General features: G+C 68.8%; 24 protein-coding genes and 3 pseudogenes. 19 read left to right on the top strand and 8 right to left on the bottom strand.

The features are described 5' to 3' along the window. Positions 1–157 precede the first annotated feature (157 nt). The 3 genes from AB0A95_RS18515 to AB0A95_RS18505 all read left to right on the top strand — a co-directional run bounded on the left by AB0A95_RS18515 (position 158) and on the right by AB0A95_RS18505 (position 2873). Positions 158–1516, top strand: a complete 1359-nt coding sequence (locus AB0A95_RS18515) for an FAD-binding oxidoreductase (protein ID WP_357556951.1) — start codon at positions 158–160, stop codon at positions 1514–1516. 117 nt (positions 1517–1633) lie between these two features. Further along, positions 1634–1987: a helix-turn-helix domain-containing protein gene (locus AB0A95_RS18510; protein ID WP_357556950.1), complete on the top strand. Its 354-nt coding sequence runs from the start codon at positions 1634–1636 to the stop codon at positions 1985–1987. A 31-nt stretch (positions 1988–2018) separates the two neighbouring features. Beyond that, positions 2019–2873: an LLM class flavin-dependent oxidoreductase gene (locus AB0A95_RS18505; RefSeq protein WP_357556949.1), complete on the top strand. Its 855-nt coding sequence runs from the start codon at positions 2019–2021 to the stop codon at positions 2871–2873. Between the two features lie 57 nt (positions 2874–2930). Here the strand turns inward: AB0A95_RS18505 and AB0A95_RS18500 are convergent, their stop codons facing one another. Then, positions 2931–3491: a GMC oxidoreductase gene (locus tag AB0A95_RS18500; protein ID WP_357557009.1), complete on the bottom strand. Its 561-nt coding sequence runs from the start codon at positions 3489–3491 to the stop codon at positions 2931–2933. A 12-nt stretch (positions 3492–3503) separates the two neighbouring features. Beyond that, positions 3504–3689, bottom strand: a pseudogene (locus AB0A95_RS18495) (GMC family oxidoreductase N-terminal domain-containing protein); the annotation flags it as partial. Positions 3690–3810: 121 nt separating this feature from the next. Between AB0A95_RS18495 and AB0A95_RS18490 the strand changes: the two are divergent. Beyond that, on the top strand, positions 3811–5166 hold the full coding sequence (locus tag AB0A95_RS18490; RefSeq protein WP_357556948.1) for a phenylacetate--CoA ligase family protein: 1356 nt from the start codon (positions 3811–3813) through the stop codon (positions 5164–5166). Between the two features lie 18 nt (positions 5167–5184). Here AB0A95_RS18490 and AB0A95_RS18485 read toward each other — a convergent pair whose 3' ends face one another. Genes AB0A95_RS18485 through AB0A95_RS18475 form a run of 3 tightly spaced genes read right to left on the bottom strand, consistent with a single transcriptional unit; the run spans position 5185 to position 8346 of the window. Continuing rightward, positions 5185–6777, bottom strand: a complete 1593-nt coding sequence (locus AB0A95_RS18485) for a thiamine pyrophosphate-binding protein (RefSeq protein ID WP_357556947.1) — start codon at positions 6775–6777, stop codon at positions 5185–5187. 55 nt (positions 6778–6832) lie between these two features. After that, on the bottom strand, positions 6833–7318 hold the full coding sequence (locus AB0A95_RS18480; RefSeq protein WP_357556946.1) for a hypothetical protein: 486 nt from the start codon (positions 7316–7318) through the stop codon (positions 6833–6835). Between the two features lie 17 nt (positions 7319–7335). Beyond that, entirely contained in the window at positions 7336–8346 is a 1011-nt protein-coding gene (locus AB0A95_RS18475; RefSeq protein WP_357556945.1) for a Gfo/Idh/MocA family oxidoreductase, read from the bottom strand. Between the two features lie 228 nt (positions 8347–8574). Between AB0A95_RS18475 and AB0A95_RS18470 the strand changes: the two genes are divergently transcribed. The 3 genes from AB0A95_RS18470 to AB0A95_RS18460 all read left to right on the top strand — a co-directional run bounded on the left by AB0A95_RS18470 (position 8575) and on the right by AB0A95_RS18460 (position 10921). Next, the gene (locus AB0A95_RS18470) at positions 8575–9564 is read left to right on the top strand and encodes an AraC family transcriptional regulator (RefSeq protein ID WP_357556944.1); all 990 of its coding nucleotides are present in this window, start codon (positions 8575–8577) and stop codon (positions 9562–9564) included. A gap of 102 nt (positions 9565–9666) precedes the next feature. Then, positions 9667–10716, top strand: a complete 1050-nt coding sequence (locus tag AB0A95_RS18465; RefSeq protein WP_357556943.1) for an LLM class flavin-dependent oxidoreductase — start codon at positions 9667–9669, stop codon at positions 10714–10716. A 7-nt stretch (positions 10717–10723) separates the two neighbouring features. Next, positions 10724–10921: a hypothetical protein gene (locus tag AB0A95_RS18460; RefSeq protein ID WP_357556942.1), complete on the top strand. Its 198-nt coding sequence runs from the start codon at positions 10724–10726 to the stop codon at positions 10919–10921. Positions 10922–11141: 220 nt separating this feature from the next. Here the strand turns inward: AB0A95_RS18460 and AB0A95_RS18455 are convergent, their stop codons facing one another. Continuing rightward, positions 11142–11897, bottom strand: coding sequence for a GNAT family N-acetyltransferase (locus AB0A95_RS18455; RefSeq protein WP_357556941.1), 756 nt, complete (start codon positions 11895–11897; stop codon positions 11142–11144). A gap of 151 nt (positions 11898–12048) precedes the next feature. Here AB0A95_RS18455 and AB0A95_RS18450 point away from each other — a divergent pair, with 151 nt between their 5' ends. From AB0A95_RS18450 to AB0A95_RS18400, 11 genes and pseudogenes are all read left to right on the top strand, one after another. After that, on the top strand, positions 12049–12684 hold the full coding sequence (locus tag AB0A95_RS18450; protein WP_357556940.1) for an alpha/beta hydrolase: 636 nt from the start codon (positions 12049–12051) through the stop codon (positions 12682–12684). A 134-nt stretch (positions 12685–12818) separates the two neighbouring features. Then, positions 12819–13535, top strand: coding sequence for an alpha/beta hydrolase (locus tag AB0A95_RS18445; RefSeq protein WP_357556939.1), 717 nt, complete (start codon positions 12819–12821; stop codon positions 13533–13535). Positions 13536–13796: 261 nt separating this feature from the next. Continuing rightward, positions 13797–14162, top strand: coding sequence for a hypothetical protein (locus AB0A95_RS18440; protein ID WP_357556938.1), 366 nt, complete (start codon positions 13797–13799; stop codon positions 14160–14162). Positions 14163–14383: 221 nt separating this feature from the next. After that, on the top strand, positions 14384–14569 hold the full coding sequence (locus AB0A95_RS18435) for a hypothetical protein (RefSeq protein WP_357556937.1): 186 nt from the start codon (positions 14384–14386) through the stop codon (positions 14567–14569). Between the two features lie 222 nt (positions 14570–14791). Next, a pseudogene (locus AB0A95_RS18430) lies at positions 14792–15241 on the top strand (nuclear transport factor 2 family protein). A 138-nt stretch (positions 15242–15379) separates the two neighbouring features. Continuing rightward, a complete protein-coding gene (locus AB0A95_RS18425) occupies positions 15380–16483 on the top strand; it encodes an FAD-dependent oxidoreductase (RefSeq protein ID WP_357556936.1) in 1104 nt (367 codons plus the stop codon). A gap of 77 nt (positions 16484–16560) precedes the next feature. Then, positions 16561–17235: a sigma-70 family RNA polymerase sigma factor gene (locus tag AB0A95_RS18420; protein WP_357556935.1), complete on the top strand. Its 675-nt coding sequence runs from the start codon at positions 16561–16563 to the stop codon at positions 17233–17235. 528 nt (positions 17236–17763) lie between these two features. Further along, on the top strand, positions 17764–17877 hold the full coding sequence (locus AB0A95_RS18415; RefSeq protein WP_357556934.1) for a GMC oxidoreductase: 114 nt from the start codon (positions 17764–17766) through the stop codon (positions 17875–17877). Between the two features lie 75 nt (positions 17878–17952). Beyond that, positions 17953–18801, top strand: a complete 849-nt coding sequence (locus AB0A95_RS18410; protein WP_357556933.1) for a sulfurtransferase — start codon at positions 17953–17955, stop codon at positions 18799–18801. Positions 18802–19444: 643 nt separating this feature from the next. Continuing rightward, positions 19445–19942: a sigma-70 family RNA polymerase sigma factor gene (locus tag AB0A95_RS18405; RefSeq protein ID WP_357556932.1), complete on the top strand. Its 498-nt coding sequence runs from the start codon at positions 19445–19447 to the stop codon at positions 19940–19942. A gap of 40 nt (positions 19943–19982) precedes the next feature. After that, positions 19983–20879 carry a hypothetical protein gene (locus AB0A95_RS18400; RefSeq protein WP_357556931.1) on the top strand — a complete coding sequence of 299 codons (897 nt, stop codon included), beginning with the start codon at positions 19983–19985 and terminating at the stop codon, positions 20877–20879. A gap of 282 nt (positions 20880–21161) precedes the next feature. On the opposite strand, the pseudogene AB0A95_RS18395 reads toward AB0A95_RS18400, so the two are convergent. After that, a pseudogene (locus AB0A95_RS18395) lies at positions 21162–21302 on the bottom strand (hypothetical protein); the annotation flags it as partial. Between the two features lie 51 nt (positions 21303–21353). Here AB0A95_RS18395 and AB0A95_RS18390 point away from each other — a divergent pair. Continuing rightward, positions 21354–22343 (top strand): SDR family oxidoreductase, encoded by a 990-nt coding sequence (locus AB0A95_RS18390; protein ID WP_357556930.1) that lies wholly within the window; start codon positions 21354–21356, stop codon positions 22341–22343. Between the two features lie 23 nt (positions 22344–22366). Here AB0A95_RS18390 and AB0A95_RS18385 read toward each other — a convergent pair whose 3' ends face one another. Then, on the bottom strand, positions 22367–23008 hold the full coding sequence (locus tag AB0A95_RS18385; RefSeq protein ID WP_357556929.1) for a response regulator transcription factor: 642 nt from the start codon (positions 23006–23008) through the stop codon (positions 22367–22369). Positions 23009–23060: the final 52 nt, after the last annotated feature.

Below are 23060 nucleotides of genomic sequence, written 5' to 3'. Positions count from 1 at the left end.
CCGCCCCACCTGTCCTGAACCACCATGTAACAACTCGTGACCTGTGCGCTGTGAAAGAGGTCGCAGAGGTGAAGGGCGCGCATTCGCCGACGTTCGGACTATGTCGTCAGCGCGTCTCGCGGTGGGCGGCGGACATCAGCCCGAGAGGAAATTCCCCATGAGTAACCAGAGCGCGGCGGCCTCGCTGCGAAAGGCCGCCACCTCGGTCTTCCTGCCCGAGGACGAGGGCTACGAGGAGGCGAACACGACCTGGTCACTCGGGCTGGGCCTGCGTCCGGCGGCGGTCGTCTACCCGGAGAGCGCCGACGAACTCGGCGCGGTCGTGCGGACCGCCGCCGACGAGGGTCTGCGGGTCACCCCGTTGGGTACCGGGCACAACTCGTTCCCGTTCGCCGATCTCGACGACACGGTCGTGCTGCGAACGTCGCGCCTCGGCCAGTTCTCGATCGACGCCGAGAAGCGACGAGCTCGCGTCGGCGCCGGCACCCAGTGGGCGCCTGTCGTCGAGGTGGCCGGCGGAATGGGGCTGGCGGGCATGCACGGCACGGCGGGGGACGTCAGTATCGCCGGATACCACGTCGGCGGTGGTCTGAGCTGGGTCGGGCGACGGCACGGGCTGGCCTCCAGCCAGGTGACCGCGGCCGAACTCGTCCTGCCCGACGGATCCCTGGTGCGCGTCGACGCCGACCACGAGCCGGACCTGTTCTGGGCCGTCCGTGGTGGCGGAGGCAATCTGGGCATCGTCACGGCGCTCGAGTTCGGGCTGCTCGACCAGCCCGACGTCTATGGAGGCTTCTTGGCCTGGGACCTGACCCGGGCGCCTGAAGTCCTCACCCGGTGGCTGGAATGGAGTGCGACGGCGCCCGACGACGTCACCACCATCTATCACCACTTCCGCTTTCCCCCGGCCCCGGAGGTCCCGGAACCGTTCCGTGGCCGCAAACTGGCCCTGATCAGCGGTGTGGCACTGGCTGACGGCGCCAGGGCCGAGCGGATCCTCGCGCCCCTGCGAGAGCTCAAGCCTGAACTTGACACCTTCGGGGGCCTTCCGTCGACAGCGGTCTCGCGGATCATCCCTCAGCCTGACGGACCCCTTCCGGTCGCCGGGGCCTCCGGGTTGTTCGACGCCCTCGACGCCTCGGCGGTCGACAAGCTGATGGCCGTGGTCGGCGCGGACGTCCCCTCCTCGCTGGGAATGGAGCTGCGTCAGCTCGGCGGGGCGCTCGGCCGGCCCGACCCGGACGGCGGTGCCCTGAACTACCTGGACGGGCAGTACATGCTGTTCGGTGTCGGGCCGGTGTTCGACCCGGCCCACCGGCCCGGGGTGCAGGCCGAGGCCGACCAGCTCCTGGACTCGCTGAGCGAATACTCCCGCGGGCGCAAGTATCTGAGTTTCGATCTGCAGGACAGCGATCCCTCCCGCGGCTACGACGCGGCCTCCTACGAGCGGCTGGTGGCACTTCGGCGCAGGGTGGACCCGAACGGCATCCTCCGGACGAACCACGAGATCCGCTGACGCCGGACGTACGGATCGGCGCCCACCGCCGATCCGTACGTCCCCAGGGGTGGGCATTCTCACGATGGCTTCCGAAAACATCGGTGAATTTGCACGCTGCGTGTACGTGAGATGAGCATGACCGGACTTCCTCTGACCGCCGGCACTCCACTGTCGCCGGCTCTGGACATGTTGTTCTCCCGTTGGACCCCGCACATCCTGTGGCTCCTCGACTGCAGCGGGCCGTTGCGCTTCGCCGACCTGTTGCGTCGTCTGCGCCCGCTGGGGACGGCCATGCTGACCCTGCGGCTGCGTGAGCTGGAAGCGGCCGGATTGATCTCACACGAGCTGTACATGCTGCACCCGCCGCGGGTCGAGTACTCGCTGACCGAGTTCGGACGCTCGGTCCGGCCGGTCCTGCAGGCGATCGAGGTCTGGACCGAGACCCAGTTGCGTCCGGCCCAGGTGTCGTCCCACAAGGCGGTGGCCTGACCTCACCGGCCCGCCACTCCGAAGGACTCTGATGCAGATCGGTATAGGTATCCCGAACCAGGTACGCGACGTCGACCCGACGATCATCGGGCCGTGGGCGGCTCGGGCCGAGGAGGCCGGCTTCGCCACGCTCGGCACGCTCGGCCGGGTCGCTTATCCGGGCGTGGCCGACACCGTGGCCCTGGCCGTGGCGGCGGGGGCGACCCGCCGCATCGGCCTGCTCACCAACATCCTGCTCGGCGTGGCCTGGCCCGCCGTCCTGCTCGCCAAGGAGGTAGCCGGTATCGACGGAGCGTCCGGCGGCCGGTTGACACTCGGCATCGGGCTCGGCACCCGCGACGACGACTTCACCGTCGGCGGGCTTCCGAAGAAGGGCCTCGGCCGGCGGTTGGACGCCGACCTCGAGACCTACCGGCAGGTGTGGTCCGGCGGTCCGGTCGGCGGCGGCCCCAATCCCGCCGTGCCGGCCGGGACTCGTCAGGTCCCGATGATGTTCGGTGGACGGGCGCCCGCCTCGTTCGCCCGCATGGCCGTGCACGGCATCGGCTACGTCGCCTCGTCGGTGCCACCGCCGATGGTCGCCCAGGCTTTCGACGCGGCGAGGGCCGCGTGGCGCGACGCCGGGCGTGCCGGGAGGCCGAGGCTGACCGCGACGGCGTACTTCGCGCTGGGCGACGAGAGGGCCGCGCGGGACAATGTCTACGACTACTACCGCAACACGGGCGACCGCATCGCGACCATGCTGGCCGACAATGTCGCCCTCGGCGCCGACCGGATCCGTCGGACCGTCCGCATGTTCGAGGAACTCGGCGCCGACGAGGTCATCCTCAACCCCGGCCTGGCCGACCCCGGCGAGATCACCAGGTTGGCCGAGGTGTTGCTGTGACCCTGGCCCTAGTGCGGACCACCGCACCCACACCGAACAGGAAACCGCCATCGACGGCTACCTCCGCTGGCGCATCACCGACGCGTCGACGACCCGGAGGTCCTCCACACCACGTACCCGCAGCATCTCGTCGACCACGGCGTTCTCGTCGTGGCCCATCCTGCAGGTGCCGACGAGATGGTCGTACGTCCGCAGATTGCGCCGGGCGTAGGCCCGCAGACCGAGGCCGTCGGTGACTCCCGGGCCCGGCTGAACCTCCTTGCCCCGCCAGTCGGCCAGGGCGGCCGACTCACCGAGATTTCGGGCGAGCCGCAGGCCGTCCGCAGCGGCCTCCAGGTCTTGCGGTGCCGTGTAGTAGCGGGGGGCGACCAGGGGCGCGTCCTGTGCAGCGGCGCCGGCGAGCCGCAGCCGGCCCCGGCTGCGGGGCGTCATCAACGACACGACCATGGTGTAGCCCGCACCGGGTGCGGGCCCGTCCAGGCCGGGGGCGCGCAGCGGGACGTCGACCATCATGAGCTGGACGTGTTGCCCGTGCAGGCGGGCGAGGCCCTGTGCCTCGCCGTGACTGTTCGCGCCGGGCGGCACCGGCCGCGCGGATTCGTAGACGATGCCGGTCATCGGATGGTCGTGCAGGTTGGCGCCGACGCCGGGCAGATCCACCACGGTGGTGATGCCGAGCTCCCGCAGGTGGGCGTCCGGGCCGATGCCCGAGAGCATCAGTACCTGTGGCGTCCCGACGGTGCCCGCGCTCACGATTCCCTCACCGTCCGCTCGTGCGGTGACGAGTTCCGCGCCGTGCTCGTAATCGATGCCGACGCACGAACGGCGCTTGACTCAGGTGGCGGTGCGGCTCACACCCCCGATCCCCGAAAGAAGTTGTGCCGGTTGCGTCTGTTGATCCCCGATCCCCGAGACATCGAAGTGAGGTTTTGCTGATATGGAACCGATCGCGTTGTTCCGCGATGCCGCGCGGACCGTCCCCGCCTATCACCACTTTTTGGCCGAGCGTGGCGTCGACCCGGACGGAATACGAACGATGGACGACTTCCGCGGGCTGCCGACGATCAGCAAGGAGAACTATCTTCGGGTGTACAGGTTGGCCGACCGGTGCCGTGGCGGATCACTCGACCACAGTGCGGCGGTGGCGTTGTCGTCCGGGTCGTCCGGTCCGCCGACGATCTGGCCCCGCTCCCTGGCCGATGAGCTGGCCGGCACCGCCCGGCTCGAGCGGGTTTTCCGGATCTTCGGTGCGGACGAGCTCAGCACCCTCGCGGTGGTCTGCTTCCCACTGGGCAACTGGATCGGGGGTATGTACACGGCTGCCGCCTGTCGGCACCTGGCCGCCCGGGGTCTGCGCGTCACGGTCGCGACGCCCGGAAACGTCGTCGAGGAGGCGTTGCGGGTCGTCGAGGCGCTCGGGCCGGACTTCGACCAGGTGGTCCTTCTGGGCTATCCGCCGTTCGTCAAGAACGTGATCGACGCGGGGCTCGCCCGGCCGATCGACTGGCCCGCTCGCCGGATCAAGCTGGTGCTGGCCGGGGAGGTCTTCAGCGAGCGGTGGCGTGATCTGGTCGCCGAGCGCGCGGGTATCGCGGATCCGGTGTCCGGCACCGTGGCGCTCTACGGAACCGCGGACGGCGGTGTGCTGGCCAATGAGACGCCGGCGACGGTCCGGGTCCGCCGGCGTCTCGCCGACGACCCGGAACGGGCACGGGCGTTGTTCGGCGACGACCGCCTGCCGACCCTGGCGCAGTACGACCCGGCCCACCGGTACTTCGAGGAGGTGGACCGAACCCTGCTGTTCACCGCGGACGGTGCCGCGCCGCTCATCCGGTACGCCATCGGTGATGCCGGCGGCATCACCCCGTACGCCGATTTGGCGCCGCTGGCGGGGGAGGACCCGGCGATGCCGGGGGAACCGTTCGTCCACCTCTTCGGGCGATCGATGTTCGCCGTTTCCCTCTTTGGGGCGAACATTTATCCCGAGAACGTCAGTGAGGCGCTGGAACGGCCGGAGATCGCCGCATGGACCACGGGCCGGTTCGTCCTGCGGACCCCTGAGGACGTCGACGGTGACCGGTACCTCGACGTCACCGTGGAGCTGGCGCCCGGCTCCGAGGGCGACGGACGGGAGGCTGCGGTGGCCGAGGCCATCCGGGCTCACCTCGTCCGTCGCAACAGCGAATTCGCCCACTACGTCTCGGCTGCCCGGCAGACCCCGGCCGTCCGGTTCCGGCCGGTGGGTGATCCCGAGAACTTCCCGATCGGCGTGAAACACCGTTACAGCAGATGAGCGGCGGGGCCTCGCCGGTCAGCCGTGCGACGGCATCGAGGCGATGTGCTCGACGTCGAGGCGCAGGTCGATCAGCAGCGGGCGGTTGCGGTTGGCGATCACCTTCGAGACCTGTTCGAGGTCGTCGGTGTCGCGCACGGTAAAGGCCTCGCCGCCGTGGGCCTCGGCGACCCGGGCCAGGTCGGGCCAGGCGAACAAGGACAGCCCCGGATCGAGGCCGCGCCGGACGAACTGGATGTGCTCGGCGCCGTAGCCGCCGTCGTTGCACACCACCACGATCAGGTCGAGATCCTCGCGCACGGCGGTGGAGAACTCGGTGATCCCGCCGTGCATGAAACCGCCGTCACCGCAGACCATCACCGTCGTTCGAGAAAGGTCGGCCGCCGCGGCCCCGATCGCCGTACCCATACCCAGGCCGATGGATCCGAAGTTGGCCGGGAGCACGAAGTCGCGGGGGTCGTCGACGCTGATGAAGCGCAGCGACTCCATCATGAAACGACCGCCGTCGCTGACCACTACGCGGTGGGCGGGCAGCACCTCGTCGAGGCGGCGCAGCGCGATCTCGACGTCGACGGTGCCGGGCGCGGTCGAGGGGCGATCACCCAGTTCATCGACGGCCGGGGTGACCGTGCTGCGGAAGACAGTGGGCAGTGTGCTGCGGCGGTCGAGCAGATCGACGAGCGCGTCCGCGGCGGCACCGGAATCGGCCAGCACGTCCGGCCGGGCCTGCGGGTCGGTGTCGACCGTGAGCACGCGGTCGCCCGCGGTGAGTGTGCCGTTGCGGGTGGTGTACGGGTTGAGGCCCGCACCGAAGCTGATCACCAGGTCGGCCGACTCGATGATCTCCTGGTTGGCGGGGGTGCCGACACCGCCGGTGATGCCCAGCGCGAACGGCTCGCCGCGGAACAGATCACGGGCCTTGAGCGTGGTCGCCACCGGCGCTCCGATTCGCTCGGCCAGACGCAGCACGGCGGCGTGGGACGCGATCGCGCCCCGCCCGGCCAGCACCACAGGCCGAACTGCCTCGCCGATCCGGTCGGCCGCTCGGGACAGGGCGGCCGGGTCGGGCTGGATCCTCTGTTCCTCCGGCAGGCCCAGCGGCACCTCGTGGAACTCGACCTCGGCCTGCATGAAGTCCGAGGGCACGTTGAAGACGACCGGGCGGCGTTCGACCAGTGCCCGGCGGATCGCGATGGCCAGGTCGTCGAGCGCGGTGTCGGGCGTACGGGCCTGTTCGAAACCCGCCCCTGTCGGCAGCACGACATCGCGCTGAGCGATGTCCTGGATGTTCGTCCGGCTGCGGGTTCCGGTGTCGCCGGCGATCAGGAGCATCGGGGCCCGGCCGCGGACGCCCTCGACCAGACCGGTGAGGGTGTTGGTGAGCGCGGGGCCGTGGGTGACCGTGGCCACGCCCAGCTTGCCGGTGAGGTCGGCGTAGCCGAAGGCCATCAGTGTCGCGCCTGCCTCGTGGACAGCGCCGATGTACCGGCCGTCCTGCTCGTGCACGAAGCTGTGCACCATGAACAGGTTCGCGTCACCGATTAGGCCGAACATGACGTCGACGCGGTAGCCGGCGAGGGCCCGGGCGAGGGCGGAGTAGAGCTTCATCATCGGACCTCCTTCTGTGTCTGGTTCGTCCGCGCAAACGAGCAGGCGAGGTGGCGGTTCAACCGGGCCAGCTGTGTCCTCGCTCATGCCGCGCACCCAGCGCGAAGCCCGCGGCGCGGCGTTCGGTGTCCGGCGGGAGGATCTCGCCGATCGGGCAGTCGACGACCACCGCGCCCCAGAGGTTGCCGTCGAGGAAGACCGGTGCCAGGACCGACCCGGCCGCCGGCACCCGCTCGCGGATCGCGGCCAGGTCACCCTCCACACACGTCCAGTCGTCGACGCGGACCGGGACTCGAACGCGGGCGAGCTGAGTCGACATCGTCGTCTGGCTCATCGACCACCGGCTGGGCGGCTCCTCATGCTCGCCGTCGGCCGACCAGAGGGCCACGAACTCTATCGAGTCAGACCCGAGCTGCACCATCTCGACCCGGCTGGCCCGGCAGAGAGCGCCGAGCTCGGAGAGGACACGCCCCCACACCTGCTCGCGTCGCTGCGCGCCGGAGACGGCCGTCGCGGCGAGCGCGGCGAACTCCGACAGATACACCGGCGGCTGATCGGGCTTTACGACGCCGGGACGGGGACAGGCTGACGCCGCGGCAGACCGGCAGCGTCATAGACGGCATCGATCACCGACATGGTGCGAACGGCGTCAGTGGCGTTCGTCAGCACCGGAGTTCCGTCGCGGACCGCGGCGGCGAACGCGTCGAGCTGGAAGGCGTAGCTCGGCCGCCGGGTCAAATGCTCCACCCGGCGGGCACGGCGGTGCACCCGGGTCACGATGCGGTGGCCGAGCTGGGGGAGCAGGGGATTGAACACGCGCATCTCACCGCGCTCGCCCACCGCCCGGACGCTGAGCCGGAACAGGTCCGACGACCAGAGCGAGGTCACGATCCGTCCGGTGACGCCGCCCGGGAAGGCGAGTTCGGCGGTGACGGCACGATCGATGCCGCTCGGGCGGAGTTCGGCCCGGGCCGAGACCACCTCGGGCTCGGCGCCGGCCACGGTGCGCACCATGTGCACCGCGTAGCAACCGGGATCCATGAGCGCGCCCCCGGCCAAGTCGAGACGGTAGCGGATGTCCGAGAAACGGGCGTACGGAGCGCAGAGGGCAGCTTCCACGTGCCGCAGAGCGCCGATCTCGCCCGATCGCACGATCTCGATCATCCGGAGTGCGACGGGGTGGTAGCGATAGTGCACCGCCTCCATCATGACCGAGCCCGACTCGTGAGCCTCCGCCTCGACGACGCGCGCCTCGGCGGCGTTCGCGGTGAGCGGTTTCTCGCACAGGACGTGCTTGCCCTGCCGCATCGCGGCGATCGTCCACTGCCCGTGGAGACCGTTTGGGAGGGGCACGTAGACGGCGTCGATGGCGGGATCGCTGATCAGGCTCTGGTAGTCGTCGTGCACGGTCGGGATGTCGTATTTCGTGGCGTAGCGGCGGCCCCGCCGATCGTCTCGTGCCGCAACCGCGGCGATGGTGACGCCGGGAGTCTTCCGAGCGGGTCGGATCACGGCGGCGGGGGCGATCCGGGATGCGCCGAGCAGCCCGACGCGGAGGGGAGTGCTGGTCATCAACGCAGTCTGTCCGGTTACCGCCGCGATTGGTGCATCTGCGACGTGGGCGTGACAGCTCTCACTCGACGAGGCCCTCGGCCGCCCAGGGAGTGCGCGGAATCTCATCTCCGAACAGCCACGGGGCTGAACAACGTCCGCTCATCTGCGTGTGTGACGCGGAAGTTTGTCGGGTGATCCGACTCCTGCGGGACTTCCACGCATTGACGATCTGAACCGGAGCGAGCCGTGGACACCCTGTCCGACATCATCGAAGTGCTCGATATGCAAGTCGCCCACCCCTGCCGCATCGAGGTGGACGGTGACTGGTCGCTGAGATTCACCGAGTGCCGGCACATCCGCGTCGGTGCCGTGCTCGCCGGCGAGATGTATCTGCGGACCGCCGGCAACGAGCCGGCCCATCTGCGGCGCGGGGACTGCTATCTGCTCTCCAGCGGACTGCCCTACATCGTCGGCAGCGACCCGAACCTCGAGCCGGAAGACGGCACCGCGGTGTTCGAGGCCGCCTGGCCGGACACCGTCTATTACAACGTCAGCCCCGGACGGCCCGGCCGCACGTCCGCGATGAGCGGCGCCGTCGCGTTCGACGAGAACACCGCGGCCCTGCTTCTCGATCATCTGCCCGAGATCTCCATCATCCGGGTCGGCCGGCCCGAGGCCGGGGCGCTCCGGCCGATCCTGGAGCTGCTGGCACAGGAGACGACCGCTGGCATCCCGGGCACCGGCGCCCTCCGCGGATATCTGACGCAGGCTCTGGTCGTGCAAGCGTTGCGGGCCGTGCTGGCGCAGCCCGGAGAAGGCCCGACGGGATGGCTCCGCGGACTCGGTGACGAGCGGTTGCGGCGTTCGCTGGTTCTGCTGCATCAGCAGTCCGCCCGACAGTGGACGGTGGCTGAGCTGGCCAGTGAGGTGCAGATGTCGCGCAGCGCCTTCGCGCTGCGGTTTCGCACCGTGGTCGGGCTGGCCCCGCTGGAATACCTGCTCAGCTGGCGCGTGCAGATGGCGGGACGACGGCTGCGGTCCACCGATCGGACGGTCGCGGCGGTCGCGGCGGAGTTCGGTTTCGGCTCGGAGCGGGCCTTCGTCCGGTCCTTCAAGAGAGTGACGGGGCTGTCGCCCGCGCGCTACCGGTCCGAGCGTCCCATCAAGGGGATCCGGACGGCCCCGCCGCGACGAGAGATGGCCGACGACGAAGGCGCCGAGGCGATCCTCGTCTGAGCAGGGAGGGGCAGGTCATACCTCCGGGGGTGAAGGTCCTGGCCCGCCCCGCGTCTGTCAGGCGGTGGCGCGGACATGGAAGCGCCGGACGGAGGGGACGGCATGACACGCGGTAACGGTGTGGAGCTGGGACTGAACACCTTCGGGGATCTCACGGTCGACGAGGAGGGGCGGAAACTCTCGTACGCCCAGGTCATCCGTGGCATCGTCGAGCAGGCGGTGCTCGCCGACCAGGTCGGTGTCGACTCGTTCGGGGTCGGCGAGCATCACCGGGACGACTTCGCGGTCTCCGCGCCCGAGATCGTCCTGGCCGCCATTGCCGCCCGCACCGAACGGATCCGGGTCGGCACCGCCGTCACGGTGCTCAGCTCCGACGATCCGGTGCGGGTCTTCGAACGCTTCGCCACGCTCGATGCGATCTCGCGCGGCCGGGCCGAGATCATTCTCGGGCGCGGCTCCTTCACCGAGTCGTTTCCGCTCTTCGGCTACGACCTGAAGGACTACGACCAGCTGTTCTCCGAGAAGGCCGAGCTGATGGCCCGGCTGCTCACCGAAGGTCCGGTGACCTGGTCCGGCTCGGTCCGGCCGCGGCTGGACAACCAACAGGTCTTTCCGAAGACCGAATCGGGCCGGATCCGCACCTGGGTCGGCGTCGGCGGTACCCCGGAGTCGGTGGTGCGGGCCGCTCGCCTCGGCTTCCCGGTAATCCTGGGCGTTCTCGGTGGGCGGCCCGCGCGCTTCGCCCCGTTCGTCGAGTTGTTTCACCGAGCACTCGAGCAGGCCGGCCACGAGCGCCTGCCGGCCGCGGTGAACTCGCCCGGTTTCGTGGCGGAGACCGATGACGAGGCCTTCGAGACGCTCTGGCCGTACGCGCGCGCCACCATGGACCGGATCGGCGCCGAGCGCGGCTGGCCGCCCCTGCGCAGGGAAGACTTCGAGTACCAGGTGCACGAGGGCTCCTGGTACGTGGGTTCGCCCGAGACGGTGGCCCGCAAGATCGCCAGGACGATCGCCGAGGTCGGCGTCCAGCGTTTCGACCTGAAGTTCTCCACCGGCGCGCTGCCCCACCCGGCGCTGCTGCGGACGATCGAGCTGTACGGGACGGAGGTCATTCCCCGCGTACGCAAGTTGGTCGCACCAGATACCCCCTAGGTGACTGGTGCTAAGCAGGGGTTGGATCGCCAGCCACGAGACGTCGGCGAACCTGATCGGCAACGGCCTGCTGGCGCTGCTGCGTCACCCGGACCAGCTCGCGGCGCTCCAGTGGAACGACACCTGGAAATGGGTGGTGGGGACCCCGGACCGAGCGAACGGGGAGTCGGCCTCGCCCTTCACGTCGAAGTGCGGCACCTGGTAGCGGCCGTCGATGACGGGCATCCGAGCGCGTGCGCGACCGACCCACCCTGGGAGCCGGTCGCGCCTGTCACCGCGATGATCTTCTTGCTGGACATCGCTGCGCCACGTCTGCCTCTGCTTGCGCCGGCGCGCATCTGCCGGACCGCCACGGCGCAGACGCCCGGAACCTACGGTCGTTCAGCAGGTCTGTCGTGGAAGACAGGAAATCAGCAGCGGCCTACTCAGTTCGGCAGCTTGAAGGTCCGGTAGGTTCCCACCGTCTCGAAGCCGACTCGCTGATAGACCCGGGCACCCTCCTCGCTGGCCTGCAGGGTCACGATGCGCCGGCCCGCCTCGCGGGCGAGCCGGAGAGACTCCACCGAGAGCGCCGTGGCGATGCCGCGCTTGCGGTACCCCGGGTCGGTGGCGACGAAGTAGAGGGCGGCCACCTCGGCGCCGAGGGAGAGGGTGCAGGTGCCGACTGTCCGGCCGTCGATGACGCCGGCCAGACGCACCACCCCGGGGAAGCCGAAGTTCAGCTCGTGGGCGACCAGAGAGTCCTCGTCCTCGGGGCGGAAACCGAGCGGACCGGAGTACGCCCGCACGTATTGCCGCATCTCGTGCTCATCGACGACCGTGCGGATCTCGAGGTCGTCAGGAAGATCGAAACTCATGGCCTCATCGACGTCGACGGCCATGACCGGCATCTCGCCGGTGAGTTCCGCTCCCCGGGCGATCAGACCGTCCGCTGTTCCGGCGTCGCTGTCGGAGGAGACCCACCAGCTCCACACCGATCCGTCGAGACTGTCGTGGGCCTGCGCGGCGGCCTCGTCCAGGGACCGGCCACGAACGCGGAGCAACCCGTTGAGCAGGGGGTGCTCGATGCCGGTGCGGTACAGGGGCAGATCGGTGTCGGGATCAGCTTTGGCCCAACCAGTCCAGTATCGGCGGTTCGCGGCGAGCTGAGGTTCGAGATCTTTGACGGAGACGACTGACATGCCCCCCTTAACGCACGTCCGCGGCCAGACTTCGATCCGGGTGACGAACGACATGGTGTACGCACGGGCCGGAGTGCGGTTGGTCACCCGGACTGAATTCTCAGCGTTCCGCCGCGTACGCCTCGGGATGTGAAGCCCCCGCTCGGCCCAGGTGAGCGACGGGCACGACCTCGATCACTACGCCGACGACCTGGCCGCCGTGACCGCACATCTCGACCTCAAGGGCGCCATCCACGTCGGACATTCGACCGCTGGTGGCGAGGTCGTGCGTTACCTGGCGCGGCACGGTGAGTCGCGGGTCGCCAAGGCCGCGATCATGTCGGCGATCCCGCCGCTTATGCTGCAGACCGAGAGCAACCCCGGCGGCCAGCCCAAGAGCGTCTTCGACGACTTGCAGGCCCAGCTGGCCGCGAACCGGTCCGCCTTCTATCTGTCCATCGCCTCGGGGCCGTTCTACGGCTACAACCGTCCCGGTGCCGAGCCGTCCGAGGCCAACATCCGCAACTGGTGGCGCCAGGGCATGATGGGCGGCGCCAAGGCCGCCTACGACGGCATCGTCGCGTGGTCCCAGACCGACCAGACCGAGGATCTCAAGAAGATCAGCGTTCCCGTTCTGGTCATGCACGGCGACGACGACCAGGTCGTCCCCTACGCAGACTCGGCTCCGTTGTCGGCCAAGCTGCTCAAGAACGGCACGCTCAAGACCTACGCGGGCTACCCGCACGGCATGCCGACCGTGCACCACGAGGTCATCAACGCCGACCTGCTGGAGTTCTTCCGGTCATGACCGACCCACGGGGCCCGGTCGCACCCCCGGGCTCCGCGGCTCCTCGGTGTGACGCCTGGCACGCCGTTGAAGAAGAGAGCCCCGGGCGCGTTCTCCAGGCAACCGCACGATCACCAGCTGACAGGGGCCGCGTCATGTCGAGTAACGGAAAGCCGACGATCGTTGTCGTTCACGGGGCCTTCGCCGAATCGGGAGGCTGGGACCGAATCGTCGCCCGGCTTCAGGACGAGGGACACCGGGTCATCGCGGCGGCGAACCCGCTGCGCTCGGTAGCGTACGACGCGACGTACATCAGGGCTCTGCTCGACTCGATCGAGGGACCGGTCGTCCTGGTCGGCCACTCGTACGGTGGCATGGTCATCAGCAAGGCAGCGGCCGGCGCCGAGAACGTCAAGAAGCTGGTCTACGTGGCCGGGTTCGCGCCCGAAGCCGGCGACAGCGGGGCAACCCTCGCCGCCAAGTTCCCGGGCAGCACGCTCGGTCAGACGCTGCGCCCGGTGAAGCTGCCGGACGGCGGCGAGGACGTCTACGTCGACCAGGAGCTATACCACGCGCAGTTCGCGGCCGACGTGCCGGGCGAGGTCACCCGAGTGATGGCGGCCAACCAGCGGCCGATCACCTCGGCCGCGCTCGAGGAGGCCGCCGAAGGCTCGCAGGCGTGGCAGTCGATTCCGAGCTGGTTCCTGATCCCCGAGGCCGACAACAACATCCCGGCCGCCGTGCACCGATTCATGGCCGAGCGGGCCAAGGCGGTCACCACCGTCAGCATCCCCAACGCGTCGCACGCCGTCTTCGTCTCGCACCCGACCGAGGTGGGCGACCTCATCCTCGAGGCTGCCGCGGCGGCCTGAGCCGGACGGGAACGGTGCCTCACCCCGATCGGGTGAGGCACCGTTCCCGTTCGCGCGGCTTCGTCCGCGCCGGCTGACCGCTCAGCCGCGCCTGGCCAGGGCGAGCGACCGGGCAGCAATGACCGCCACGAAGGCGGTGAAGACGGTCAACGGACGAGGACATGCGCGTGCCCGACGAGTTGATCACGGCTGCCGTCACGGGCGACGATCCCAACCAGCTGATCAGGATCGGCTCGGCACAATCTCACCGGCCTCACCCACTTGGCGACCGATGCGCTTTACGCCGGTCGCTGGGACGAAGCGGCGCTGCCCGCCGTCGAGGCGATTCGCATCTGCACCGAACGCGGTCTGCTGTCCTTCGACTGGTACTTCCGATACATACACAGCATGGTCGCGGCCGGCCGCGGTCAGGTAGCGGCCGCGCGTCGGCTCACCGCCGACATCAGTCGATGGGCCGTGGCTCATCAAGCCTTGGGCGTCACCGAACATGCCCTGCACGCCAGGGGGTTCTCCGACGTCAGTGCGGGTGACTACGAGAGCGCCCAGCAGAACGCCGCGCGGCTCAGCCCTCCGGGCAACTCGCGGCCCATCGGCCGACCGCGTTGTTCTCGGCGGTCGACCTGGTAGACGCGGCCATGCGCACCAGTGGGCTGCCCCGGATCTCGCCGCGGCTCGCCCTGCTGACCGTGGCCGCGTCCGCACTGACCTCGGACGACGAGTCGGGTCCGGCAGCTTTCGAAACGGCGTTGTCAGTGCCCGGCACCGAACAGTGGCCGTTCGATCGAATAGACTTCTTGGCAGTCAGGTGACGGGTGCCGTGCCGGCCGTCGTCCAAGACCCTGGACCGCATGAGTGCCGAGAGCCACCCTGACGTGCACTGGCCACCCGGCTGGGGACCGGCGGCGAACGACACCTTCGTCAGCCACCACCGCCTGATCGCGGCGGCGGCCGGCACCGTCTTCGCCCGGCTGGTCGCTTTCACCAGTCGTGGCTGTTGGTCGAGCGACCGGGCGGAGACCCCTGACCGTCTTTGAGGAGGCCGCCCGGGGCACGGCCGCAACGCGCGGCGCGACCGATCGCGACGATGTGACGCGCGACTGGCTCGACGCCCTCGCCGGCCTCGCGGGAAAGTGGAACGGCGACCGCACGTCCGGTGTACCCGGACCGGCCTCCACTCGTCCTCCGAATGAATTTCCACCACGTTCCTGCGTTTGGCGCGCGCCGGAGACGAAGGTGCTCCAGTTGAGGAGAAGTTGATGAGGCCACCATTGCCGCCGTTCACCACCGAGTCGGCGCTTGCCAAGGTGCAGGCCGCTGAGGACGCCTGGAACACCCGTGATCCCGAACGGGTGGCGCTCGCCTACACCGAGGACTCGATCTGGCGTAACCGCGACACCTTCGTGACCGGACGTCCCGCCATCATCACGTTCCTGCGAGCCAAGTGGGACCGGGAGTTCGACTAGGCGCTGCGCAAGTCGATGTGGTCCTTCACCGGCGACCGCATCGCCGTCCGCTTCCAGTACGAGTTCCACGACGCCTCCGGTCAGTGGTGGCGCAGCTACGGCAATGAGCTCTGGGAGTTCGACGACATGGGTTTGATGCGGCGTCGGGAGGCGAGCATCAACGATCTGCGAATCGCCGAGGAGGATCGGCGGATCTTCGGCTCGCGTCCCGCCAACGACCGGACGGCGCTGCAGCTCAGGTGAGCCCGCCGGGGGCGGGCCGCCTGGCGGCCGCCCCCGGCGCAGACGTGTCGGTTTCCCCGTCGTTCAGCAATTATGAGAAGCCCGACGGAAAACCGGGCCGGCGTTTTCCGACCAAGGCGGGCAAGGAGTATGTCCGCTATGCAAAAAAAGGTATTGGTGGTGGGCGCGGGAATCGCCGGTCTGGCGGCCGGACGCGCGTTGGCCCGCCGAGGGACAGACGTTGAGATCGTGGAACGACATGGTGCGCCGCAGACCGAGGGCATGGGGCTCTATCTGCCCGCCAATGCGGTCCGGGTCCTGGATGGCCTCGGGCTTTCCGGGCCTCTGTCCGAGTCTGCTCAGGCGATCGCGTGGCAGCAGATCCGTGACCGGTCGGGGCACGTTCTCACCGACTATGCGGTCGACACCGTGTGGGGCGAGGTGGGGGAGTGCCTGGCGATCACCAGGGCCGATCTGCACGAAATCCTGCTGGACGGGGTAGACGTGCGTTTCGGCACAGCGGTGCGGACGGTCGACCCGGACGGGACGGTGTCGTTCGCCGACGGCGCGACGGCTCGGTATGACCTGGTGGTCGCGGCCGACGGCATCAACTCGGTGGTACGGCAGGCGGTCTTTCCGCGGACGCAGCCAACCTTCCTGGGCCAGGTCTGCTGGCGACTCGTCACGGAGGTCACCGGTGTCGCCGCGGAGTCTCCCCATACGTGGACAGCCATGCTGGGCAGCCGTGGCCGGAGCCTGCTGGTGGTGCCGCTGGGAGGAGGACGCGCCTACGTGTACGCCTCGATCGACAGCGATACCCCAGAGGAGCCGTCCGGTTCCTGGCGCGACCTGTTCGCGGATTTCGGCGAGCCGGCGGTGGGGGTGCTGTCCGGGGATACTCCGGCGCACTTCGCCGCGCTGCACGAGATCAGCGGCGATGACTGGGTGCGCGATCGCGTGGTTCTGATCGGCGACGCCGCCCATGCCTGTTCGCCCAGCATGGCGCAGGGTGGTGCGCTGGCCCTGGAGGATGCGGTCGTCCTGGCCGAACTGCTCGGCGGCGTCGACGACGCCGGACGGATCCCCGGACTGCTCGAGCGTTATCGCGAACGTCGTTCGCCTCGGGTCCGCTTCGTGATGGCGCAGAACCATCGCCGGGACCGGGCCCGGAACCTTCCCGCGCTGGCCCGCAAACTGCTGTTCCGGCATGCCGGCCTGCGAATGGTCCAGGCCAATCACGCGAAGCTGAGGGGGTTGCCCTGACTGGCGGGGGTTGGGATTGAACTCTGCGCCCGCGTGTGCGTTCACTCACAGAGGGGCTCTCGGCAGCCTCCACCGAGATGTCGCTTGAGCTGGGGTTTCATGGTTCCGGTCGGCTTTTGTTACCGCGACCGTCGGTGCCTTCACTTTTCGTTCACGATCACGTGGGTGGCGGCTTCCTAGCGTCTGCTTCGACCAGGAAGATCCGCCCTGGTCGCGAGCGTGAGGAAGTGCCGATGTCACCACAGACCGTCGAAGACGTGGCCGCTGAGAGGCTCAAGGAGCTGCTGGCGGCCCACCGTGGGCCGCTAACCCGTTTCGTTCAGGGTTTGATCTCGGGCCAGCACCACAACGCCGAGGACATCGTGCAGGAAACCCTTATTCGCGCCTGGCGCCACATCGACCGGGTGCCCGAGGGGGACGACGACAGCCGCCGCTGGCTCTTCACGGTCGCTCACCACCTGGTGATCGACCAGGTCCGTCGCCGGAAGGCCAGGCCGGTCGAGGTGTTCACCGCCCTGGCCGTCGACCGTGCGACCGTCGGCGATCAGACCGCGTCGGCGGCCGTCGCCAACGACTCGTTCCTCTCGGCACTGCGCACGATGGGACCCGCGCACCGCCGGGTCCTGCACGACATCTATGTCCGGAATCTCAGCACGCAGGAGGTCGCCGACCAGATGCAGGTACCGGTCGGAACCATTCGCTCCCGCTTGCACTATGCGACCCGGTCGCTGCGGTTGGCGGTCATCGGTTAGGACACAGACGAGTTTGGGGTTTCTCTTCGGTGACTACACGTTCCGGGGTCGGAGGAATTACCGCACCAGCCTCCGGAAGCATGGTGACGCGGGCGTCGCCTCGCATTGTTCAGGATTGAACGTGCGGGGACCGCCGAGCCCGGGTCGTGCGGAAAGGACCGGGAGGTGTCGCAGGATCAATACGATCCCCTTGTGCGGGGGATGTCCGGTCCGGTCCGGTGCCGGTCGGACCGGCGGCGGAGCCGCATCCACTGACCCTGCCGTTTCTCGAAGCGGCCGCGCAGGCAGGCCAGCCCGCGGCTCACGACCTCAGCAGTGGACTCGAAACCGGGTTCGGCCTGGTTGGCCTGACCGTCTCCGGCGGGGTGCGGACCGACGCGGCGGACGCCTACCTGCCGGCGCCGGCCGTCCGGCCCAACTCGACCGTCAGCACCGATGCTACGCCGGGACCCGTCGTATGGGCGACGATCAGAACTCGGTCGTGGACCGGGAGTTGAAGGTGCGCGGCGTGACGGGGGGCTGCGTGTCATGGACGCCTCGGTGCTGCCTTCCGTGGTGTCCGCCAACGCCGACGCCACCGTGTACGCGCTCGCCGAGCGTGCGGCCGACCTGGTGTCCGGCAAACAGGTTTCGTCACAGTGATCGGCATCACATTTATTGAGTGAGTAGCCGGTCTCTGCGTGTGAGTATCGAATGTCAACTGGTCAGGAGTAAGCAATGGCTCGCGACGAAGTGCTCGTCAATACCGACTGGGCTGCACGGCACCTGGATACACCGGGAGTGGTCTTCGTCGAGGTCGACGAGGACACCACGGCCTACGACAGTGGCCACATCCGGGGCGCGGTGAAGATGGACTGGAAGAAGGACCTCCAGGACCCGGTCCGGCGCGACATCATCAGCCAGGAAGGCTTCTCGGAGCTGCTGTCCCGCCTGGGCATCGCCAACGACGACACGGTCATCCTCTATGGCGGCAACAACAACTGGTTCGCCGCCTGGGCACTGTGGTGCTTCGAGATCTATGGTCACCGTGATGTCCGGCTGCTCGACGGCGGCCGCAAGAAGTGGGACCTGGAGGGCCGTCAGTGGACCACGGACATACCGCACCGCCCGCGCACCGACTATCGGGCACAGGCCCCCGACCTGTCGATCCGCGCCTTCCGGGATCAGGTCGTGCAGGCTGTCGGCGTGCAGAACCTTGTCGACGTCCGTAGCCCCGCGGAATACTCCGGCCGTTTGCTCGCGCCGGCGCACCTGCAGAACGAGGCCGCGCAGCAGCCGGGCCACGTGCCGACCGCGATCAACGTTCCGTGGAGCACGGGGGCCAACGAGGACGGCACGTTCAAGTCCGACGAAGAGCTGGCGCAGCTTTATCGTGACGCGGGTCTGGACAACGACAAGGACACCATCGTCTACTGCCGCATCGGGGAGCGTTCCTCGTTCTCCTATTTCGTGCTGGCCAAGCTGCTCGGCAGGAAGAACGTCCGCAACTACGACGGGTCCTTCTCCGAATACGGCTCGCTGATCGGCGTGCCGATCGAGAACAGCGACCAGCCTGGCAAGGCGTGACGGTCTGACGACTTGCCGAAGCTCAGGCGCGAGCGGCGCCTGAGCGACACCCCGAACGCGCCAGTCCTCCGGTGCCGCGTATGTCCACGGGCAGCGGCGGAGGGCTGGCGTTTTTCGCCGCGGTGGGCCGGTTCGGGAAGTGGTGTTCGTCGCAGTCGGTGACGCAGACGCCGAGTTGTCCGAGCCGGGAGGCGGCTCGTTGTGCCGGTGAGGGTTCGGTTTCTGACATCCGCTCATGCCTGCGGACTCGCTTGTGACCAGGGGTTTCGGCATCGGTGGGCCCGCACGGCAGGTCCCGCTCCACGTCACCGCGGGCCTCGGGGTCGTCCCCGTCAATGACTTCATTTTCTGGACTGGGGACGACCGAAGAGGAGCCTGGCGAGACGCGCACGGCGGATTACCGTGCCACATGTGATCAGCATCGACCCGAGACCCGTACCCGGGTCCGGGTGGTGGCCGTCAGTGGCGCGTTGGCCGACGGGTTGTTCGTTCGAAGTAGGGCGAACACCGTCTGCTAGTTAGCACGATCGGTCGTACTAATTTCGGAGTTTCGACTCCGCGATGAGGGGACGGACCCGTTCGGCCGCGCCCATCGAAAGGTGGAGCTTTGACCATCGAAACGACTTACCCCAGGACGTCCACAATGGACGATCGTCGGCTCGCGGAGATCTACGCCGAGCACGGCCCGGTGCTTCGCCGATTCCTGCTGGGCCTCACGAACGGCGAGTGGCACTCCGCGGAAGACCTCCTCCAGGAGACGATGGTCCGAGCCTGGCGGAGCGGCGACCGCTTGCCGACCGACGAGAAGGGCTTGCGGACCTGGCTGTTCACCGTGGGCCGCCGGACCGCCATCGACGCGGCACGCCGCCGGAAGGCGCGTCCCACCGAAGTCAGCCTGACCGCCGCGGCCAACATGGCCCGGCCGGACGACACCGCCGGAACCGTGCTGGCCGGTCAGTCGCTGCGACGCGCGCTTCGTGACCTCCGCCCGGCCCAGCGTTTACTGCTCACCCAGCTCTACGCGCAGGGGATGACGGTGGAACAGGCAGCCGAGCGCCTCGACATCCCCGCCGGAACCGTGCGGTCCCGGGTGCATTACGCCCTGCGCGCGGTTCGTGCGGCGCTGGCCGATCTGAACTGACCGATACCTTGGCCCGGACCGACCCGAGGGAATGCACATCGTGGCCCGAACGACCAACGCTTACGTCGTCGGCGGCTCCATCGCCGGTCTGCTCACCATGTCGGTCTTCCGGCCGATCCTCGAACTGTGCATCCGTCGGCGAATCGCCGCGTTACCCGGAGTCCGGTTCGTGACCGGCGCGGTCGTCGAGCATCTGATGGCGACTGGGGACGGGAAGCGGGTGACGGGTCCGCGTTTTCGGGGTCAGACGGGGCGCTCGGAGCCAGGCGATGCCGATCTCGTCGTGGACGCGTCCGGCCGCGGCACCCGGTCGCCGCGTTGGCTGGCCGACTTCGGCTATCCGGTCGTGCCGGTCGAGGAACTGGAGGTCGACGTCACCTACCTCTCGCGCACCTATCGTCGCGACGACCAGGATCTCGGCGGGAGGATCGGCACGATCGAACCGGGCCGGCCCGGACTGCCGCATTACGGCGGAACGGTTCCCGCCGAGGAAGACAACCGATGCACCCTGATGATCGCCGGCGTCGCGGGCGCGACCCTCACCTCCGACGACAGCGGCCTGCTGGCCGTCGCCGATCGGCTCACGTCCGGCGGCCCGTCCCACCTGATTCGTCCGGGAGTGCCGCTGGGGCCCGCGCACCTGAACCGGATCCGGCCGATCGCTGGAACCGTCTCGACCTCGTCCGTGACTTTCCGGAAGGGTTCATCGTGGTGGGTGGCACCCTCTGCTCGCTCAATCCGGTGTACGGCCAAGGCATCCGAGGCGCCGACCGAGACCTCGGCGGGCGGTGTCGATGACGGACTTGTCGCCGTGCAGCTGGTATGCCGTGTTGGCCAGATGGAGCAGCGCACGAACCTCGAACGCGAGCTGTGCGGCAGCGAGGTCGTCGGGCAGGTCACCGGCGGCCTGCGCCTGCGCGACGAGGTTGGTCAGTAGGGTCATCCACTCGCGGTCGAACCTGCGGATGCTGTCGCGGACCCGGCCGGGATGGGTGTCGAGCTCAGCCGAGGCCGAAGCGAAGAAACAGCCGCCCTCGGACCGCTGGGCCAGTTCGAGGAAGTTGTGGCAGACCGCCTGAAGCTGCCCGAGCGCCGTCGGTGCGCGCAGAGCGGGTTGAACCACCAGGACGTCGTGCTCTCCGGCCGCGGCGGCAACAGTCGCGAGTTGAAGCTCCTCCTTGGAGCGGAAGTGGGCGAACAAGCCACTCTTGCTCATGCCCGTGCGCCGGGCCAGGTCGGCGATCGACAGACCGCGGAGGCCTTCGACGGTGGCGAGGCCGGTCGCGGCATGCAGGATCAGACGACGGCTCCGCTCCCCATCGGACCGAAGTCGCCGGGGGGTCTCGATGTTGTGTGACAAGAGCGTCTCCCGCCGTTCGTACCAACGGGTAAGTCTACTGCCGGGCTCGCCTTGGTCGACCAGAGAGCTTCCCCGCGAAACCCGCCCGGTGGACAGTGGCGTATTTCACAAATCCTAGATGAACTAGGGGTTGCGCCCTGCGTCTGCACGCGGGTGCCCAATGGCGCTGAATTCGTCGTGCCGCACATCAGGGGAGCGAGAATGGCCGTCTGGTTCGTCACCGGCGCGTCGTCGGGTATCGGCCGGGCGGTCGTCGAACGCCTGCTGGCCCGGGGAGACCGGGTGGCGGCGACGTCGCGTTGCGCGGAGAAGCTGACCGAGCTGGTTCGCAAGCACCCGGCGACGCTGTGGACCGCGGCCCTGGACGTGACCGACGCCGTGGCGGTGCGCGATGTGGTGAACCGGGCCTTCGCCGAACTCGGTCGCATCGACGTCCTCTTCTCGAACGCCGGCCGCAAGGCCTTCGGCGCCGCCGAGGAGTTCTCCGACGAGATGATCGCCGACCAGATCGCCCTGCACCTGACCGGGCCGATCCACCTGGTCCGGGCGGCCCTGCCCCACCTGCGAAGGCAGGGTGGGGGCCGCATCATTCAGACGACTGGTCTGGAGGCCGAGGTGGGCCTGCCCGGGGGGTCCGTCCATCATGCCTCGAAGTGGGGCGCCGAGGGTTTCTTCGAGTCCCTCGCGGCCGAGGTGGCGCCGTTCGGCGTCGAGGTGATGATGGTCGTGCCGGGCAATGTCCGTACCGATTACGCAGCCGCCACGTCGATCGCGTTCCCGGCGCCGGAATACGCGGAGACCCCGATCGGCCGCATCCGCCGCTATCTCGACGCGCACGGTGGCCGCCTCGTCGCCTCGGTGCAGAGCGATCCGGCGCAGGTCGCCGCGGCGATCCTCGACGCCGCTTCAGCGGTCCCGGCACCACGACGTGTGGTGCTCGGCAGTGACGCCTATCTTGCGGTGCACGCTGCCCTTGCCGCACGCGTGGCGGAGCTGGAGGCGGGCTGGACGGTCTCGGTGAGCACCGACCTGCCGGTGTGACCCGGCAGGTCGGCACGCACCGATCAGGTCGGGACGTAACCGAGCTCGATGGCCCGGCGCGTCAGATCGGCCTTGTTGCCGACGTGCAGTTTGTGGCGGATCCGCTTCACATAGGTGTTCGCGGTCGTCTCGCTGAGGCCCAGCTCGCGGCTGATCTGCCCGTGCGTCATGCCGTGGGCTAGGAGCTGAAGCACCTGGAGCTCGCGCTGCGTCAGCTCATGGCGTCGGCTCGGGCCGGTGGCCGCGCTCACCGCCGGTTCGCGAAGGTCAGGCGAGATGTACAGCGCGCCGGCGGTGGCGGCGTTGAGCGCGGTCTCCAACTCGTGGATGTCACTGCCCCGCGAGATGAGGGCATGCAGCCCGTGCGGAGCGGCCATTATCAGGTTGGGTGTCTTGTCAGGGCCGCAAAGGGCGACCGCCCGGCTGCCGACGGGGAACAGCGACCAGAAGCTCTGGTCGTTGGCGGGTTTGCCGGAAAGGTCGATGACGACGATCGGGGGCGCCGGATCGTTGGGCAAGCTGGTGATCGATTCGAACTTGCCCGCGACCCGGAAGCCGGCGATCTCGTCGATCGAGTGCGCCAGCCCGGCGAGCATGAGCGGGCTGGCGGCGACGATGGCCACGTCGAGCGTGTCAGTCGCAGCTTCATTGACAACGGCGGTCATGAGGTGGAACTCCGGGGTGTCTTGTGACGCGCTCGTTCGCGTCTCTGTAAGG

The organism is Micromonospora sp. NPDC049230 (assembly GCF_040647875.1).
Lineage (GTDB): Bacteria > Actinomycetota > Actinomycetes > Mycobacteriales > Micromonosporaceae > Micromonospora.
Note: the sequence above shows the minus strand (reverse complement) of the source record. Positions and strands in the feature narration are given on the sequence as shown.